The 14,148-nt window shown below is 60.9% G+C and carries 15 protein-coding genes; 5 read left to right on the top strand and 10 right to left on the bottom strand.

Annotation, left to right across the window (positions count from 1 at the left end; genetic code table 11):
• Positions 1 to 153 precede the first annotated feature (153 nt).
• A complete protein-coding gene (locus tag JFT63_RS16775; protein ID WP_198844328.1) occupies positions 154 to 1,206 on the top strand; it encodes an NAD(P)-dependent alcohol dehydrogenase in 1,053 nt (350 codons plus the stop codon).
• On the opposite strand, the gene JFT63_RS16770 is transcribed toward JFT63_RS16775, so the two are convergent.
• From JFT63_RS16770 to JFT63_RS16745, 6 genes are all read right to left on the bottom strand, one after another.
• Entirely contained in the window at positions 1,207 to 2,010 is an 804-nt protein-coding gene (locus JFT63_RS16770) for an IclR family transcriptional regulator (protein WP_198706917.1), read from the bottom strand. It lies immediately after the preceding gene.
• A 181-nt stretch (positions 2,011 to 2,191) separates the two neighbouring features.
• Positions 2,192 to 3,157: an L-arabinose ABC transporter permease AraH gene (araH, locus tag JFT63_RS16765; RefSeq protein ID WP_057701119.1), complete on the bottom strand. Its 966-nt coding sequence runs from the start codon at positions 3,155 to 3,157 to the stop codon at positions 2,192 to 2,194.
• Positions 3,158 to 3,175: 18 nt separating this feature from the next.
• Positions 3,176 to 4,675 carry an L-arabinose ABC transporter ATP-binding protein AraG gene (gene araG, locus JFT63_RS16760; RefSeq protein ID WP_198844327.1) on the bottom strand — a complete coding sequence of 500 codons (1,500 nt, stop codon included), beginning with the start codon at positions 4,673 to 4,675 and terminating at the stop codon, positions 3,176 to 3,178.
• Complete coding sequence (locus JFT63_RS16755) at positions 4,672 to 5,652, bottom strand: substrate-binding domain-containing protein (RefSeq protein WP_198844326.1); 981 nt, start codon at positions 5,650 to 5,652, stop codon at positions 4,672 to 4,674. The genes araG and JFT63_RS16755 overlap by 4 nt, the downstream gene beginning before the upstream one ends.
• Positions 5,653 to 5,684: 32 nt before the next feature.
• Positions 5,685 to 6,506 carry an SDR family oxidoreductase gene (locus JFT63_RS16750; RefSeq protein ID WP_198844325.1) on the bottom strand — a complete coding sequence of 274 codons (822 nt, stop codon included), beginning with the start codon at positions 6,504 to 6,506 and terminating at the stop codon, positions 5,685 to 5,687.
• A 149-nt stretch (positions 6,507 to 6,655) separates the two neighbouring features.
• Positions 6,656 to 7,135, bottom strand: coding sequence for a GNAT family N-acetyltransferase (locus JFT63_RS16745; RefSeq protein WP_057704631.1), 480 nt, complete (start codon positions 7,133 to 7,135; stop codon positions 6,656 to 6,658).
• 189 nt (positions 7,136 to 7,324) lie between these two features.
• Here JFT63_RS16745 and JFT63_RS16740 point away from each other — a divergent pair, with 189 nt between their 5' ends.
• From JFT63_RS16740 to JFT63_RS16725, 4 genes are all read left to right on the top strand, one after another.
• A complete protein-coding gene (locus tag JFT63_RS16740; protein ID WP_186562655.1) occupies positions 7,325 to 8,521 on the top strand; it encodes an MFS transporter in 1,197 nt (398 codons plus the stop codon).
• Between the two features lie 85 nt (positions 8,522 to 8,606).
• On the top strand, positions 8,607 to 8,945 hold the full coding sequence (locus JFT63_RS16735) for a hypothetical protein (protein WP_057704632.1): 339 nt from the start codon (positions 8,607 to 8,609) through the stop codon (positions 8,943 to 8,945).
• 51 nt (positions 8,946 to 8,996) lie between these two features.
• Positions 8,997 to 9,263, top strand: a complete 267-nt coding sequence (locus JFT63_RS16730; protein ID WP_057704633.1) for a hypothetical protein — start codon at positions 8,997 to 8,999, stop codon at positions 9,261 to 9,263.
• 49 nt (positions 9,264 to 9,312) lie between these two features.
• The gene (locus tag JFT63_RS16725) at positions 9,313 to 9,693 is read left to right on the top strand and encodes a termination factor Rho (protein ID WP_198844324.1); all 381 of its coding nucleotides are present in this window, start codon (positions 9,313 to 9,315) and stop codon (positions 9,691 to 9,693) included.
• Between the two features lie 116 nt (positions 9,694 to 9,809).
• On the opposite strand, the gene JFT63_RS16720 is transcribed toward JFT63_RS16725, so the two are convergent.
• From JFT63_RS16720 to JFT63_RS16705, 4 genes are all read right to left on the bottom strand, one after another.
• On the bottom strand, positions 9,810 to 10,727 hold the full coding sequence (locus tag JFT63_RS16720) for a PfkB family carbohydrate kinase (RefSeq protein WP_186562651.1): 918 nt from the start codon (positions 10,725 to 10,727) through the stop codon (positions 9,810 to 9,812).
• Positions 10,720 to 12,186, bottom strand: a complete 1,467-nt coding sequence (locus JFT63_RS16715) for a purine-cytosine permease family protein (protein WP_057704636.1) — start codon at positions 12,184 to 12,186, stop codon at positions 10,720 to 10,722. Before JFT63_RS16715 ends, JFT63_RS16720 begins: the two co-directional genes overlap by 8 nt.
• Before the next feature lie 200 nt (positions 12,187 to 12,386).
• Positions 12,387 to 13,388: an ADP-ribosylglycohydrolase family protein gene (locus tag JFT63_RS16710; protein WP_198844323.1), complete on the bottom strand. Its 1,002-nt coding sequence runs from the start codon at positions 13,386 to 13,388 to the stop codon at positions 12,387 to 12,389.
• Positions 13,385 to 14,098, bottom strand: coding sequence for a GntR family transcriptional regulator (locus JFT63_RS16705; protein WP_186562647.1), 714 nt, complete (start codon positions 14,096 to 14,098; stop codon positions 13,385 to 13,387). The genes JFT63_RS16710 and JFT63_RS16705 overlap by 4 nt, the downstream gene beginning before the upstream one ends.
• Between the last annotated feature and the right edge of the window lie 50 nt (positions 14,099 to 14,148).

Genomic DNA, 14,148 nt, shown 5'->3' with positions numbered 1-14,148 from the left:
AGCATGATCGCAGGTCTGGCGGCCAATACATCCAAACTTGAGGCAGTGCCGGACGAATAGGCATGAGACTCGGAGCAATCGCCATGGCCGCCTGTACGCTCGTTACGCAGAATGGCCCGCCTCACTTGTCATTGCTTTTTTGCGAGGTTCTTCATGTACACCGCCATCGGTTATGCCGCCCAATCGGCCACCACTCCCCTCGCCCCTATGTCGTTTGAACGCCGCAGCCCGCGTGTCGATGACGTCGCCATCGAGATCCTTTACTGTGGCGTGTGCCACTCCGATATCCACCAGGCTCGCAACGAGTGGGGCATTGCCGTGTACCCGCTGATGCCGGGCCATGAAATTGTCGGCAAGGTCACCGCCGTCGGCGCCAACGTCACCGCGCACAAAGTCGGTGATCTGGTTGGCGTGGGCTGCATGGTCGACTCGTGCCGCCACTGCGAAGCCTGCCAATCGGACCTTGAGCAATACTGCCTCGAAGGCCCGACCATGACCTATGCCACTGCGGACCGCGTGGATGGCAGCAACACCATGGGCGGTTACTCCGACAGCATCGTGGTCAGCGAGCATTTCGTGGTGAAGATCCCGGCCAAGCTAGACCTGGCCAGCGCCGCGCCGATCCTGTGTGCAGGTATCACCACTTACTCGCCGCTCAAGCACTACGGCGTGAAGGCCGGCGACAAAGTCGGGATTCTCGGCATGGGCGGTCTGGGCCACATGGGCATCAAGTTCGCCAAGGCCATGGGTGCCGAAGTGACGCTGTTCACCCGCTCGGCGAGCAAGGCTGAGGAAGGCCGCCGCCAGGGCGCCGACCACGTGATCGTGTCCACCGATGCCGAGCAGATGAAAGCCGCTGCCGGGCACTTCGATTTCCTGCTCGACACCATCCCGGTGCAGCACGACCTGAACCCCTACCTCGATGTACTGCGCTTTGACGGCGTGCATATCCTGGTCGGCCTGATCGAACCGGTGGACCCGCCCGTCAATGCCGCCAAGCTGGTATTGGGCCGTAAAGTGCTGGCCGGCTCGCTGATCGGCGGCATTGCCGAAACCCAGGAAGTCCTGGATTTCTGCGCCGAGCACAACATCACCTGCGACATCGAAATGCTCGACATCCGCCAGATCAACGAGGCTTACACGCGCATGATCGCCGGTGACGTGAAGTACCGCTTTGTCATCGACATGGCAAGCCTCAAAGCCTGATCAGGCTTTGGCGCCCAACTCCGCTGACAGCCGGGCTGCAACCTGTTTGATCACAGGGATCAGCTCGGCCATTTTCTCCAGCGGCATGTAGGGCACGGTGCTGGCGATGCTGATGCCGGCGACAATTCGCCCGCCGGCATCACGCACCGGTGCGGCCACACAGCGGATCGACGGTTCATTGTCTTCCAGGTCGAACGCATACCCGCCCGCTACATATTCGCCCATGCGCTGTTCGAACTGCGCCCAGGATTGCTCCGGGTGTTGCGGCCATTGCAGGCTCTTGCCCGTCGCCGGCAAGCTGGCGTGGTACAGACGCTGCCACTCCTGCGGTGAATCATCCAACAACAACGCCTTGCCGATACCGGTGCGCGCCAGCGGCATACGGTGGCCGACCCGCGAGCGCATTTCCGGGCCATTGCGGCCTGGGTTCTTGTGCAGGTAAAGCACGTCGTCGTATTCACGGATCGCCAGGTGAATGGTGTCGCCGGTGAGCGCCGACAATTCATCCAGGTAAGGCACCGCCAGGTTCACCAAGGGCAACTCTTCACGGGCCTGGAACCCCAACTCGATCAGCTTGGGCCCCAGCAGATAACCGACCTGGGGCACCACACGCAGGTAACGCTCGTCTACCAGGCAACTGGCCAGGCGGTGCGTCGTGCTGCGCGTGGTGCCGATGCGCCGGGCGATCTCCTTGAGATCCCGCGCACCAGCCGCCACCGCTTGCACAACCCCCAGGCCGCGCAACAGGGTCTGGGTGCCGGTGGGGGCGGCGTCTTTGACGGGGGTGTGGGCGTTTTCCTGCATATCGGGCCTATAAGTATGAAAGCGGGGGCATTATGGCAAATACCGCCCTCCTGAACACAGGAGTTCCAAGGTGGGAGCTGGCTTGCCTGCGATGGCGGTGGGCCAATTAAAGATGGGCTGGCTGACACACCGCTATCGCAGGCAAGCCAGCTCCCACAGTTTGATCTTCACAGGGCGAACATCAGCGTTGCTTCATGCGGTCGATGATGACCGCCAGCAGCAGGATCGAGCCGCGAATCACGTACTGGTAAAAGGTATCGATGTTCTTCAGGTTCATCGCATTCTCAATGATCGCCAGGATCAGCACCCCGGCAATCACATGGCGGATCATGCCGATGCCGCCACTAAGGGACACCCCACCCAGCACACAGGCCGAAATCACCGTCAGCTCGAACCCCTGGCCGATCATCGGTTGACCCGAGGTCATGCGCGACGCGAGGATCACCCCGGCCAAAGCACCGATCAGACCGTGTACGGCGAAGATGATGATCTTGGTGCGGTCGACATTGACCCCGGCCAGCAACGCCGCTTCCTGATTGCCGCCAATGGCCATGGTGTTGCGCCCATAGGTGGTGTAGTTGAGCAGCCAGCCGAAGAACATGAAACACAGCACAGTGATGATGATCGGCACCGGTACGCCCATCAGTTGGCCGTTGCCGAATACGAAGAAGTCCTCATTCATCACCCCCACGGCCTTACCGTTGGAGAAGATGTACGCCAGGCCGCGCACGATCTGCATGGTCGCCAGAGTGGCAATCAACGCATTGATGCGCAGCTTGGCAATCACGATGCCGTTGATCAGCCCCACCACCAGGCCCATGGCCAGTGCCGCCGACACACCGAGCACCACGCTGTCGGTGTCACGGATCACGATACCCGCCACCACCCCGGCACAGGCGATCACCGACCCCACCGACAAGTCGAAGTGCCCTGACGCCAGGCAAAACAGCATGGTGCACGCGGCAATGCCTACCGTGGAAATCGCCAGCCCCAGGCCACGCATGTTCAGGGGCGAAAGGAAGTTGTCGATAAACACCGCGCTGAGCACAAAGATGCTCAACGCTGCCAACAGCATCACCCAGTCGTCGAGGAATTTGCGCTGGTTGAACCCCGGCCAGAAACCCTTTGCAGTTTTTACTTCAGACATAACCAACCCTCTTGTTCTTCAAGCCCGCGAACGCGGGAGCGCCAGTTGCAACAGGCGCGCTTCATCCGCTTGCGCGCGGGGCAATTCACCGCTCAGGGCGCCTTCGCTCATCACCAGGATGCGGTCGGAAATACCCATCACTTCCATCAGGTCGCTGGACACCACGATCACCGCAATGCCGCTGGCCGCCAGGTTATGGATGATCTGGTAGATCTCTGACTTGGCGCCGATGTCGATACCGCGGGTGGGTTCATCAAGCAGCAGCACCTTCATCGGCATCGACAGCCAGCGGCCGAGAATGGCTTTCTGTTGATTGCCGCCGGAGAGGTACATGATCTTCTGCGCCGCGTTCGGGGTTTTGACCCGCATCGCCTGGATCTGCCGCTCGGCGTTGCCCTTCTCCCAGCCCTCGCGCAACAGCCAGCCAAAGCGGGAATGGGCGCCCCGGGCGCTGATGTTGATGTTTTCCGCGACGCTGCCCAGCGGGATGATTCCCTCTTTCTTGCGGTCCTCCGGGCACAGCAGAATGCCGGCGGCGATGGCGTCGCGGGGCGAGCGCAATTGCAGCGCTTGCCCGCACAGTTCCAGGCTGCCGGCACTGACGCGCTCCAGGCCGCTGAGCAGGCGAAACAGCTCGGTGCGCCCTGCCCCCACCAGCCCGAACAGGCCCAGGATCTCGCCTTTGCGCACCGCAAAGCTGATCGGCTCGCGCAAGCCCGGACCGAGCAGGTCGTTCACCTTGAGCGCCACCTCGCCCTGCTCGCGCGGGCGGTAGTCGTAGATGTCCTGGATATCGCGACCGACCATGCAGGTCACCAACTGGTCGTGGGTCAGCGTGCTCATGTCTTCGAACGTGCGCACGTAGCGACCGTCCTTGAACACCGTCACCGCGTCGCAGATACGGAACACTTCTTCCATGCGGTGCGACACGTAGAGCACCACTTTGCCTTCGTCGCGCAGGCGCGCGATGATCGCCATCAAGCGGTCGATTTCCCGGGCCGACAAGCTGCTGGTGGGTTCGTCAAAGGCAATCACGTTGGCGCCGCGGGACAGCGCCTTGGCGATTTCCACCAGTTGACGCTGGCCCAGGGACAGGCGCCCGAGCTTCTCGTCGGGGTCGATCTCATCGGCCAGGCCCTTGAGACACGCCAGTGCCTGCTGACGCAGCAAACCGCGATTGACCACGCCAAAACGCGTCGGCAAATGCCCGAGAAACAGGTTCTCGGCCACGCTCATTTCCGGCACCAGGTGCAGTTCCTGGTGGATCACCGCCACGCCATTGGCAATGCTGTCGGCCGCGTTTTTGAACGCCATGACCTGCGCGCCGATCTGCACGTTGCCGCTGCTGGGAATGTAGGCGCCGCCGAGGATTTTCAGCAGCGTCGACTTGCCCGCACCGTTCTCGCCCATCAAGGCGTGTACCTGCCCGGGGTGGGCGGTGAAGCTGATGCCGTCCAGCGCCTTGACCCCGGGAAAGGTTTTGCCGATAGCGTCAAAACGAAGGGCCGCAGCGGTCATTTCCACAACCCGATTTTGGTCAGTTCCGCCTGGAAGTTCTCGCGGGTAATCAGGGTCACTTCGTCCATCGCGGTGTATTTAGCCGGTTCCTTGCCGGTGGTGACCCACTCGTACATCGCCAGCGCGGTGTTGTAACCCTCAATGTGCGGGCTGGGCAGCATGGAGCCGAAGAAGCCGCTGTCGGCCTTCTTCAATTCGCCAATGGCGTCGGTGCCATTGATGCCGATGCCGATCACATTGGCCGCCTTGAAGCCGGCACTTTCGGTGGCGCGCACGCCGCCCAGCACCGTGTTGTCGTTCATGCCGCCGATGATCAGGTTTTTCGCGCCGCTTGGCAGTTTGACCAGCGCCGAGTTGCTGGCGTCCATGCTGCCGGGTACGTCGAGGGTTTTAAGCGCGGCGGTGAGGATGTGGTCCTTGGGGATACCGGCGTCTTCCAGGGATTTGATCGAGCCGTCGGTGCGCTTCTTGCCGGTGTCGAGTTCGTTGAAGGTGTTGATCACCGCATAGGTGTCCTTCCAGTCCCAACCGCGTTTTTTCGCTTCGGCGGCCATCGCCGCGCCCTGCTTCTGGCCCACTTCAAACGCAGCCATGCCCAGGTACGGCACGTCCTCCATGAAGTTGCCCTTGGCATCGACAAAGCGGTCATCCACGGCCATCACTTTCAGGCCGTTGACCTTGGCCTTGGCGACGATGGCCGGGCCCAGGGACACGTCTGGTGGGCAGATCACAAAACCCTTGGCGCCGTTGGCAGCCAGGCTGTCGATGGCCGAGAGGGTCTTCTCGCCATCGGGCACGGCGATCTTGATCACGGTGAAGCCATGCTCCTTGCCGGCTTTTTCGGCAAAGGCCCATTCAGTCTGGAACCACGGCTCTTCGGCCTGCTTGACCAGAAAGCCGATCTTCACTTCTTCAGCCGAAACAAAGCCGCTGAACACCATCGCCAGCGCCACAGCGCCAAGAGTCTTCTTGAACATGAACCACCTCTTTTTTGTTATTGAAAAACGATTCAGTCGTGGTACATCACCGAACGCCCGCCATCGATCATCAGGCAAGTGGCGTTGATAAAGGGGGCCTCGTCGGTCGCCAGAAACAGCGCAGTCATCGCCACCTCAACGGGTTGGCCGATGCGCTTGGGCGGGTGCAGGTCAAACGCGCGCTGGCGTTCGGCGTGGGGGTCGGGGAACCCGTTCCAGTAGTCGACGTTCAGCTGGGTTTCGATATAGCCCGGGGCGATCGCGTTTACGCGGATGCCCTTGGGCGCGTATTCGATGCCCAGGGCGCGAGTGAGGCCGAGCAGGCCATGCTTGGCGACGGGATAAGGAAAACAGCCGGGGATGATGTGGCTGGAATGGGTGGAGGCAATATTGATGATGTTGCCGATGCCCTGCGCGATCATATGCGGCAGCACCGCACGGCAACCGTACCAGGCACCATCGAGGTCGATAGCGAAACAGCGGCGCCAATCCTCGTCGGTCATTTCCAGCGGGTCGCGAAACACATTGACCCCGGCGCAATTGACCAGCACGTCCACACGGCCGAAGCGCTCGATGGCGAGGTCGACCAGCGCCTGCCATTGCGCCCTGGAGGTGATATCTACGGGCTGTGCGTAAATCTGGGCGCCGCGTTCGCGCCAATGGGCGGCGATCTTTTCGATTTTTTCGCCCTGGATGTCCGCAATCACCAACCGCGCCTGCTGGGCCTGGAAGCACGCCACTATTGCCTCGCCAATGCCTTGCGCAGCGCCGGTGATGATCACCACCTTGTTCTTCAACCGTTCGCCGTAAGTAGGCTCGGGCACGGCAGGTAGGGACAACGGTTGTGCCTGCATCGCTTCACCTGTTTTATTTTTGGTAGTGAGTGCTGATGCAGGCGACTATAAACCCAGACCTTGAAATATCTCAATATATAAATTTACATCCCACATTGTGAGAGAGAACATAAAAAAACCGGCCATAGATGGCCGGTTTCGACTGTCGGTCAGCCTTGGGCAAAATCCCTCAGTGCATCGCCTTCCATGCGATAGCGCACCCATTCTTCCTGAGGCTGCGCGCCGATGGATTTGTAGAAAGCAATCGCCGGTTCATTCCAGTCCAGCACGCTCCACTCGAAACGCCCGCAGCCGTTATCGCAGGCGATCTTCGCCAAGTGGCGCAACAGCTTCTTACCCGCCCCGCCGCCGCGTTGCTCCGGGTTGATATACAAGTCTTCCAGGTACAGGCAGTTGCTGCCCAGCCAGGTGGAGTAGCTGAAAAAGAACACGGCAAAACCAATCGGCAAACCGTCGCGCAGGCAGATAAGGCCGTGGGCGGTAGCGCCCTCGCTGAACAGGCTGCGTTCGATATCCACCACGCTGGCGATCACTTCGTGCCGGGCTTTCTCATATTCGGCAAGCTCGGTGATGAAACTCAGGATCTGCGCAGCATCGCTGGGTACGGCGGGGCGAATCTCGATGGTCATGGGCGCGCCTTGGGCAATTTCAAAGCCCACATACTAAGGCGGTTTGATGACCGATTGCAGCGCAATTTCACGCCGACGCGGGTGTTTTTACTCCGCCCCAGAGCAATGCCAGCATCAGTAATCACAGAACTATCCTGATGAGCGCCCATGTTAAACAGTCGGCATAATTCCAACATTCAGGTCCTGCTCATGCCCGCCACGTCTCCAGTTGGCGCGAAGACATTCGCACTGTTTTGCCTCGCCAGTTTTTTATTGTCGCTGTCCTACGGCTCGACCTTTTTACTGTCGCTGTTGATTCACTCACGCGGCGGCAATGAGCACGACGCCGGCAGCGTCATTGCCACGGCAATGCTCAGCACATTTGTGGCGGTGGTCGTTTCCGGGCACCTGGCAGATGCGCTGGGCGCAGCGCGAGCGATTGCGGGCACGGGTGTATTGCTGGTGGTGGCGTGCCTCGGGTTTGCCCTGTCACCCGGGTTTGGCCAGGGCCTGATGCTGTTCGGATTGTCCCTGGGTTTGGGCTGGGGCGTGTTCTATACCCTGGGGCCGATCATCGTGACGCTGCTGGTTCAACCCCAGCAGCGTGCCAAGTTTTTTGCCCTGCTGTCCGGCAGCATGTTGAGCGGGATCGGTTCGGGCCCGTTGCTTGGGCGTGCCGCCACCGCGCTGGGCTTGCCCTTGACGACTGCGTTCTATATTGCCGGGTTGGCCAGCCTCGCCGGGGTTGTGATGTTCTGGCGCATGGGCGCGCAGTTCAAACAGCACACAAATGTACCGGCGTCGAAGATCACCTGGACAGCAAGCCGGCGCGTCCTGACGTCCAAGGCGGCATTCGCCATTTTGATGGTCGGCCTGGGTGGCTGCGTGTTTGGTGGGCTGTCGTCATTCCAGACCAGCTATGCGCTGGCCCATCAACTGGATTACTCGCTGTTCTTCGCAGGCTTCTTGAGCGCTGCGATCACCAGCCGGCTGCTGATCGCCGGCTTTGTGGTCAAGCGTGATGCCTACCAGGCTGCGTGCGTATTGTCCGGGGTCATGTTTGGCGCGGTTGCACTATTCGCGTTCGGGGTGAGCGGTAACGTCAGTTACCTGGTGGCCGCCGCCACGCTGGGGTTCGGGTATGGCCTGACGTACTCGGTGATCAATGGGCTGGTGGCCAGTGAAGCGCCCAACGGCACCATGCCCCAGGCGTTATTGCTGTTCAGCCTGGCGTACTTTATTGGCGTCTTCGGGTTTCCGTGGCTCGCGGGCAAGATGATTGTCGAATTCGGCCTGTCGACAATGTTGCTGAGCGTACTGGTCATCGCCGCACTGAACTGGTCGATCACCGTGGCGCGCCTGATCGTGCGGCGAGTATCGATACATAAAGTGATACAGGTGAGCTAATACCGTTCGTCGCCCTCAAGGCACGAACAGCCAAGGGTGGCTGACCAATAAAGGGTAAGGACATTAATCATATGGAGACACCCTCATGAAAAATTCCAAATTTGCTGCCCTCGCCCTCACCGGCCTGCTGTCCGCTGCGTCCCTGAGCGCCTTTGCCGCAACTTCGTCGACCGGCCCCACCGACCCAACACCCGATGCAACGACTGAATCGCAGAAATCCATGGGCACCGGGCTGGATACCAACGGCGGCGCGATCATCGACAATACCAACGGTGCAGACCCTCGCACCCAAGGCCATGATACCCAGCGCCAGGCCCCGGCTGCCGTCGGCAACGGCAAAATGGGCCCATCGGTCAATGAGCCGAAGATCAATAAAGGCGACGACTCGAACCTGCCGGGCGCACCGAAACAACCTGCGCCTTGATGCATCCCTGGCAAGACGGACACCCGATCATTTCCCAGTGAAGAGGTACACATGAACGTCGATAGAAACCTTGAAAAAGAAGTCCTCACCCGCCTGTTGCACGCTCACCCCCAGGGTTTGGGCAAGGAGGTACTGGACAACTACCGCGGTGAGAAAGAAGTCGCCAGTGTCTTGGCGTTTCTGCAAGACCGCGGGTTGATCAAGGATGGGCATGTGACCACCGACGACGCCGGTGAATATTCGTTGAACCTGCCGATCAAGCTCACCGCTTCGGGTGTGGATGAGGCCCGCAAGCTCGACGGTGCGAGCCCTCAGTAATCCATTTTCTGGTCTGGCCCCGTGACGGGGGCCAGAAGGAGTTTTAGCGATGCCTCGTGGAAGCAAAGCCAAATACACCGCCGAACAGAAACGCAAGGCCGCTCCTATCGAAGACAGTTACGAGCACAAGGGATTATCCAGGGAAGAAGATGAAGCCCGGGCCTGGGCCACCGTCAACAAGCAGTCCGGCGGGGGTGAAAAGGCCGGCGGATCGGGCCAGCGCAAAGCGCCGGCGAAGAAGTCTCAGGACCGCCAGGATTCGGCCAAGCGCGCGGCAGCCAGCCGTGAGGGGCACCCGCGCAGCAGTGGGGCTTCGTTAGGTACGCAAACCAAGGAGGGCCTGATGAAGGAGGCGCGAGCCAAGAACATTCCGGGCCGCTCGACCATGCGTAAACATGAATTGATCCAGGCGTTGAAAAAAGCAGGCTAAACATAGATTCAAAATGTGGGAGGGGGCTTGCTCCCGATAGCGGTGTATCAGCTAGTTCATCTATAGCTGACCCACTGCAATCGGGGGCAAGCCCCCTCCCACATTTTGACGTGTGTTTATTCCCTGAGTAGTGCATCGACCTCGGCAGTGCCAGGTGAAGTAGCCGGCCCCCAACGCGTCACCGCCAGCGCCGCCGCCGCATTCGCGCGACGCGCCGCCTCTACTGGTTTCAAGCCCTTCGCCAGCCCGGCAATAAATACCCCTGCATGTGCATCCCCAGCGCCATTGCTGTCTACCGCTTGCACCTTGAACCCAGGTACATGCTCAAGGCCACCTGTGCGCCCTACCCAGCATCCATTGGGCCCATCACGTACCACCAACAACGTGTGTGCAGGCAGATGTCGACTCAACTCAGGCAACGCGGCGGCAAGTTCGAGGGCACCGGTAAACGCCAGAGCTTCCGGGCCATTGCTGGTCCAGATATCGATACGTGGCAACAACGCACGCATCAAAGCCGAATCCGGCGCCTTGACCAACGGTCCGGGATCAAACACCACCACGGTCTCTCGCGGCAGCGCCAGCAGCCAGTCGATCAGCGCCTGCGCCTTACCGGCGAGGAGCAGGCTGTAGCCACTGACGTACACGTAGTCATCGGCGAGCGGAACGATCCTGGCCAAATCCTCGGCACTCAATTCACCCTCGGCGCCGATATGGGAAATAAACGTACGCTCCGTGGTGGCCTCGGTCAGGGACACACACAAACCAGTGTCCTTCTCGCTGCTCGCCGCCAACGCCATATCAATCTTTTCAGCCTGCATCGCGGCGCGGGCCAAGTCGCCAAACCGGCCATTGCCGTGGCGCCCCAGGTAAACCACCGACATACCATTGCGCCGCGCGGCCGCCATGACGTTGAAGCCACCGCCTGCTTCAAAACTGGCAGATTGGGCCAGCACGTCACCACCGGTGGCCGGCAGCGTGTCGAGGGCCATGACCAAGTCGACAATGACCTGGCCGGTATGCAGCAATCTAGGCATGGGTGCTCTCTATCAAAGCCGGACGACGATCAGCCGCGCCGCCCAGTACCGCATAAAGGCCGCCAGCCACCAGGAAGGTGACGATCCAGCCCAGGCCGTTGTGGCCCAACCAGGAGTCGGACAGCGGCCCTGCGAACCAGATATTTTGCGCGGTGGTGCCGATGGTGGTGAAGCTGAACCCCAGCACGATGGCCACGGCCCAGGCGCCGAAGGCCCGCCACTCCACGCCGCCGCGATACCAGTAAGCGCTGCTCGGGCTGACGTCCAGCAGGTCCTTGGGGCTGTAGTAATGCCGATGGATCAAGTCGACCACGAAGATCCCGACCCACGCCGTAATCGGCACCGCCAGCAGCGAAATGAAGGTGATGAACGGGCCATAGAAGCTGTCGGCAATCAGCATGAAATAGATGGAGCCGGCAAAGATCGCCACGATATCGACAATCACCGCGTGCACGCGCTTGACCTTCAAACCCAGGGTCAACGTCGTCAGACCGGCCGAATACACCGACAGGTTGTTCGACAGCAACAGCCCGCCGAACGCGGTGATCAGGTAAGGCACCGCCATCCAGGTCGGCAGCATGTCGCGGATTGCGATGATCGGATCGGTGGCCGACGCCAGGTCGTTGTTACCCACCGACAGCAGGCCGCCCAGGGTAATCAGCAACACCAGCGGAATACCCGCGCCAAAAGCGGCGCTGGCCACCAGGCGTACAGCCTTGACGCTGCGGTGCTGGTAGCGCGACATATCGGCACCGGCGTTGGCCCAACCAATGCCGGTGCCGGCGGCCATGGTGCCGACGCCGATGATCATCGCGCTTAACGGCGCAGGGGTGGCATTGAACACCGCGCTCCAGTCGATGGTGGCACACAGAAAGCCGCCCACCAGGATATTCAAACCACCAAATACATAAGTGGCCCACTTCTGGATCACCAGCAATGTGGCGTGGCCGAGGCCGGACACGGCCAGGGTCAGCAGCACAAAGATGGCAATGAAGATCAACGTGAGCACGGGGGCGCTTTTCGCCTCTACCGCCGAACCGAACAGGATCGAACACAACGACAGCAACACGAAGGCGGCAGTGGTGGTGTTGACGGTTTCCCAACCCAGGCGCGACATCAGCGAGACCACTGTCGGGCCGATATTGCCGCGTACGCCAAAGATAGCGCGGGATAACGTCAGGCTGGGCGCGCGCCCACGGCGGCCAGCGATGGAGATGATGCCTACTACCGCAAAGGAGCCAGCCGCGCCAAGGATTGCGACGATAATCGCCTGCCAGATGGCCAAGCCCCGGAACGCGACCAACGTCGCGCCGAGCGGCAAGCCGAGGATGCTGATATTGGCGGCAAACCATACCCAGAACAGTTGCAGCGGATGGCCATTGCACTCGCCTTCCGGGACCGGCTCGATGCCGCGTGTTTCCAACTGGCCGGCGCTTTGGCCGCTAGAGGTGCTGCTCATGAAAGGGTGCTCCTGGTGCCTGTATTGTTGTGGTTGTGGCAGATGTACAATTTGAACCTTTTACCGGTCGCCCTGAGACAACGACCCACTGTAGGAGCGAGCTTGCTCGCGAAAATGGTCAACGATTACGCGGGGAGCCAGAATAAAAGCGGCGCTCTGACGGTTTTCGCGAGCAAGCTCGCTCCTACAGGGAACGGCGGCTATCGCAATGCGAGCAGCCCCTCTATCAGCGGCTCTAACGCCAGGCCATTGACCTGCTTGACCTGCTCGATCAGCGCCTCTGGCCAGCACTGCATTCCCAGGCACGCGCCGAGCATGGCCCCCAGGATCGCGGCGATCGTGTCGGTGTCGCCCCCCAGGCTGGCGGCCAGGCACAGCGCTTCGAAGGCATTCATATCACCGGACGCGACTTGCTGTGCCAGGGCGAACGACACCACCACCGACTCCTGCGAGGCAACAGACGTCCCGATCAATTCGTAGAGCAAATCGGCAAACAGGGCCTTGTCGTCACTGCCGACGCTCAGGGTGCGGGCCCAACTGATGCGGGTGGCAATGCGCCCACCGGCCACCCAGTGCCCATGGCTTTCAGCCTGCTGGGCGACCTGCGTGCCGATGTTCAAGGCTTCGCCCAGGTCCACGCCATTAATACCGGCGGAGACCACCGCCGCCACGGCCGCGGCGCTGGAGATACCCAGGCTGGTGTTATGGGTGACCTGGCAAGCCTGAATCACCGCCTGGATAAACGGCGCCGTCTCACTGACATCGGCGGCGATACCCACCGGCGTGATGCGCATGGCCGCGCCATTGGTGGTGCCGTAGCGTCCAGACTCTTGCGGCGTATGGCCGGCAAGGATCATATCGATCGCCCGCTTGGTCGAAGGTCCGAGCAAGTCCTGAGAACCCTTGGCACGCATTCCCGCTTCCCAGTCGATCAGGCGCTGGGCAAGCACGGCAGGTTCGATATGACCTTGGCCTTGCACCAGCAGCTGCGCGACCAGGATGGCCTGCTCGGTGTCATCGGTAATGGAACCGGCGGGCATGTTCGGTGCGATGGGCTGGTCGGCGTCGGCGTCTTCCAGAGCGGTGATGGCTCCGAAGCGCGCTTTGACCTGCTCGCGGCTCAACGATTGTGTGGGCATACCCAGGGCATCGCCCAGGGCCAGGCCGTAGAAGGCACCGAGTGCGCGTTCTTCCCGGGTCATTTGGCAGCTCCAAATTGCAGATGCAGACGAAAGTGCAACGGGTCGAGCAAGCTTTCGACATGCTCCATGAAGCGCTCGCGACGGTCGTAGGTGGTGCGCGAAGCTTTGAGAAATACGGTGCCGGTAGCGCGCCCGAGCAATTGAGCATCTTCATCGCTCAGGGGTTCGGCACCGATCCACTGGTCACCTTCGGCCCCCACGTAACCGTAGGCCGCCAGGGTAATGGTCAGGGAATCGTCGATCAGGCCAATGCGGGGCAGGCTTTCCAGGCCGCCCACCGCCGGCATCAACGAGCGTTCCAGGGACACCGCAGTCCCATCGGCCGTACTCCGGCGGCGGTCCAGGGCAATAAATTGCTCGGTGCCGAAACGGCTGAACAGGTCCGGACGCGTCACGGCTTCGAAACGCAATACGTCGGTGTTCACTTGGGCGCCCGTGTCGGCCAGGGCCTGAGCCCAACCGCTGCGTTGGTCGAGGACCATGCCATCAAAGGTGACGATGGAGCCAACCCCACTCTGGGTGGCGATGTAGTTGCGACGCTTGAGCTCGGCCAGCGCTTCGCGCAGCGTGCCACGGCTGACCGCGAACTCCTCGGCCAATTGATGCTCACCCGGCAACAGCAAACCGTCTGCCATGACCCCACCCTCGATACGGCGGATGAGTTCGTCGACGACGCGTTTTTTCTTATCAAATCGAACATGTCTAATCATGTACAAATTGATAACCGAAAGCGGCCATTTACAGCAAGGAAATTATTTCA

The sequence above is a fragment of the Pseudomonas sp. MF7453 genome (genome assembly GCF_016405455.1).
Taxonomy (GTDB): Bacteria; Pseudomonadota; Gammaproteobacteria; order Pseudomonadales; family Pseudomonadaceae; genus Aquipseudomonas; species Aquipseudomonas paralactis.
This window is presented reverse-complemented; position numbering and strand designations above follow the sequence as displayed.

What these genes read in the sequence shown, in the direction of transcription:
- JFT63_RS16775 (WP_198844328.1), top strand. Translation starts at nt 154, where the DNA reads ATGTACACCGCCATCGGTTATGCCGCCCAATCGGCCACCACTCCCCTC.
- JFT63_RS16770 (WP_198706917.1), bottom strand. Translation starts at nt 2,010, where the DNA reads ATGCAGGAAAACGCCCACACCCCCGTCAAAGACGCCGCCCCCACCGGC.
- araH (WP_057701119.1), bottom strand. Translation starts at nt 3,157, where the DNA reads ATGTCTGAAGTAAAAACTGCAAAGGGTTTCTGGCCGGGGTTCAACCAG.
- araG (WP_198844327.1), bottom strand. Translation starts at nt 4,675, where the DNA reads ATGACCGCTGCGGCCCTTCGTTTTGACGCTATCGGCAAAACCTTTCCC.
- JFT63_RS16755 (WP_198844326.1), bottom strand. Translation starts at nt 5,652, where the DNA reads ATGTTCAAGAAGACTCTTGGCGCTGTGGCGCTGGCGATGGTGTTCAGC.
- JFT63_RS16750 (WP_198844325.1), bottom strand. Translation starts at nt 6,506, where the DNA reads ATGCAGGCACAACCGTTGTCCCTACCTGCCGTGCCCGAGCCTACTTAC.
- JFT63_RS16745 (WP_057704631.1), bottom strand. Translation starts at nt 7,135, where the DNA reads ATGACCATCGAGATTCGCCCCGCCGTACCCAGCGATGCTGCGCAGATC.
- JFT63_RS16740 (WP_186562655.1), top strand. Translation starts at nt 7,325, where the DNA reads ATGCCCGCCACGTCTCCAGTTGGCGCGAAGACATTCGCACTGTTTTGC.
- JFT63_RS16735 (WP_057704632.1), top strand. Translation starts at nt 8,607, where the DNA reads ATGAAAAATTCCAAATTTGCTGCCCTCGCCCTCACCGGCCTGCTGTCC.
- JFT63_RS16730 (WP_057704633.1), top strand. Translation starts at nt 8,997, where the DNA reads ATGAACGTCGATAGAAACCTTGAAAAAGAAGTCCTCACCCGCCTGTTG.
- JFT63_RS16725 (WP_198844324.1), top strand. Translation starts at nt 9,313, where the DNA reads ATGCCTCGTGGAAGCAAAGCCAAATACACCGCCGAACAGAAACGCAAG.
- JFT63_RS16720 (WP_186562651.1), bottom strand. Translation starts at nt 10,727, where the DNA reads ATGCCTAGATTGCTGCATACCGGCCAGGTCATTGTCGACTTGGTCATG.
- JFT63_RS16715 (WP_057704636.1), bottom strand. Translation starts at nt 12,186, where the DNA reads ATGAGCAGCACCTCTAGCGGCCAAAGCGCCGGCCAGTTGGAAACACGC.
- JFT63_RS16710 (WP_198844323.1), bottom strand. Translation starts at nt 13,388, where the DNA reads ATGACCCGGGAAGAACGCGCACTCGGTGCCTTCTACGGCCTGGCCCTG.
- JFT63_RS16705 (WP_186562647.1), bottom strand. Translation starts at nt 14,098, where the DNA reads ATGATTAGACATGTTCGATTTGATAAGAAAAAACGCGTCGTCGACGAA.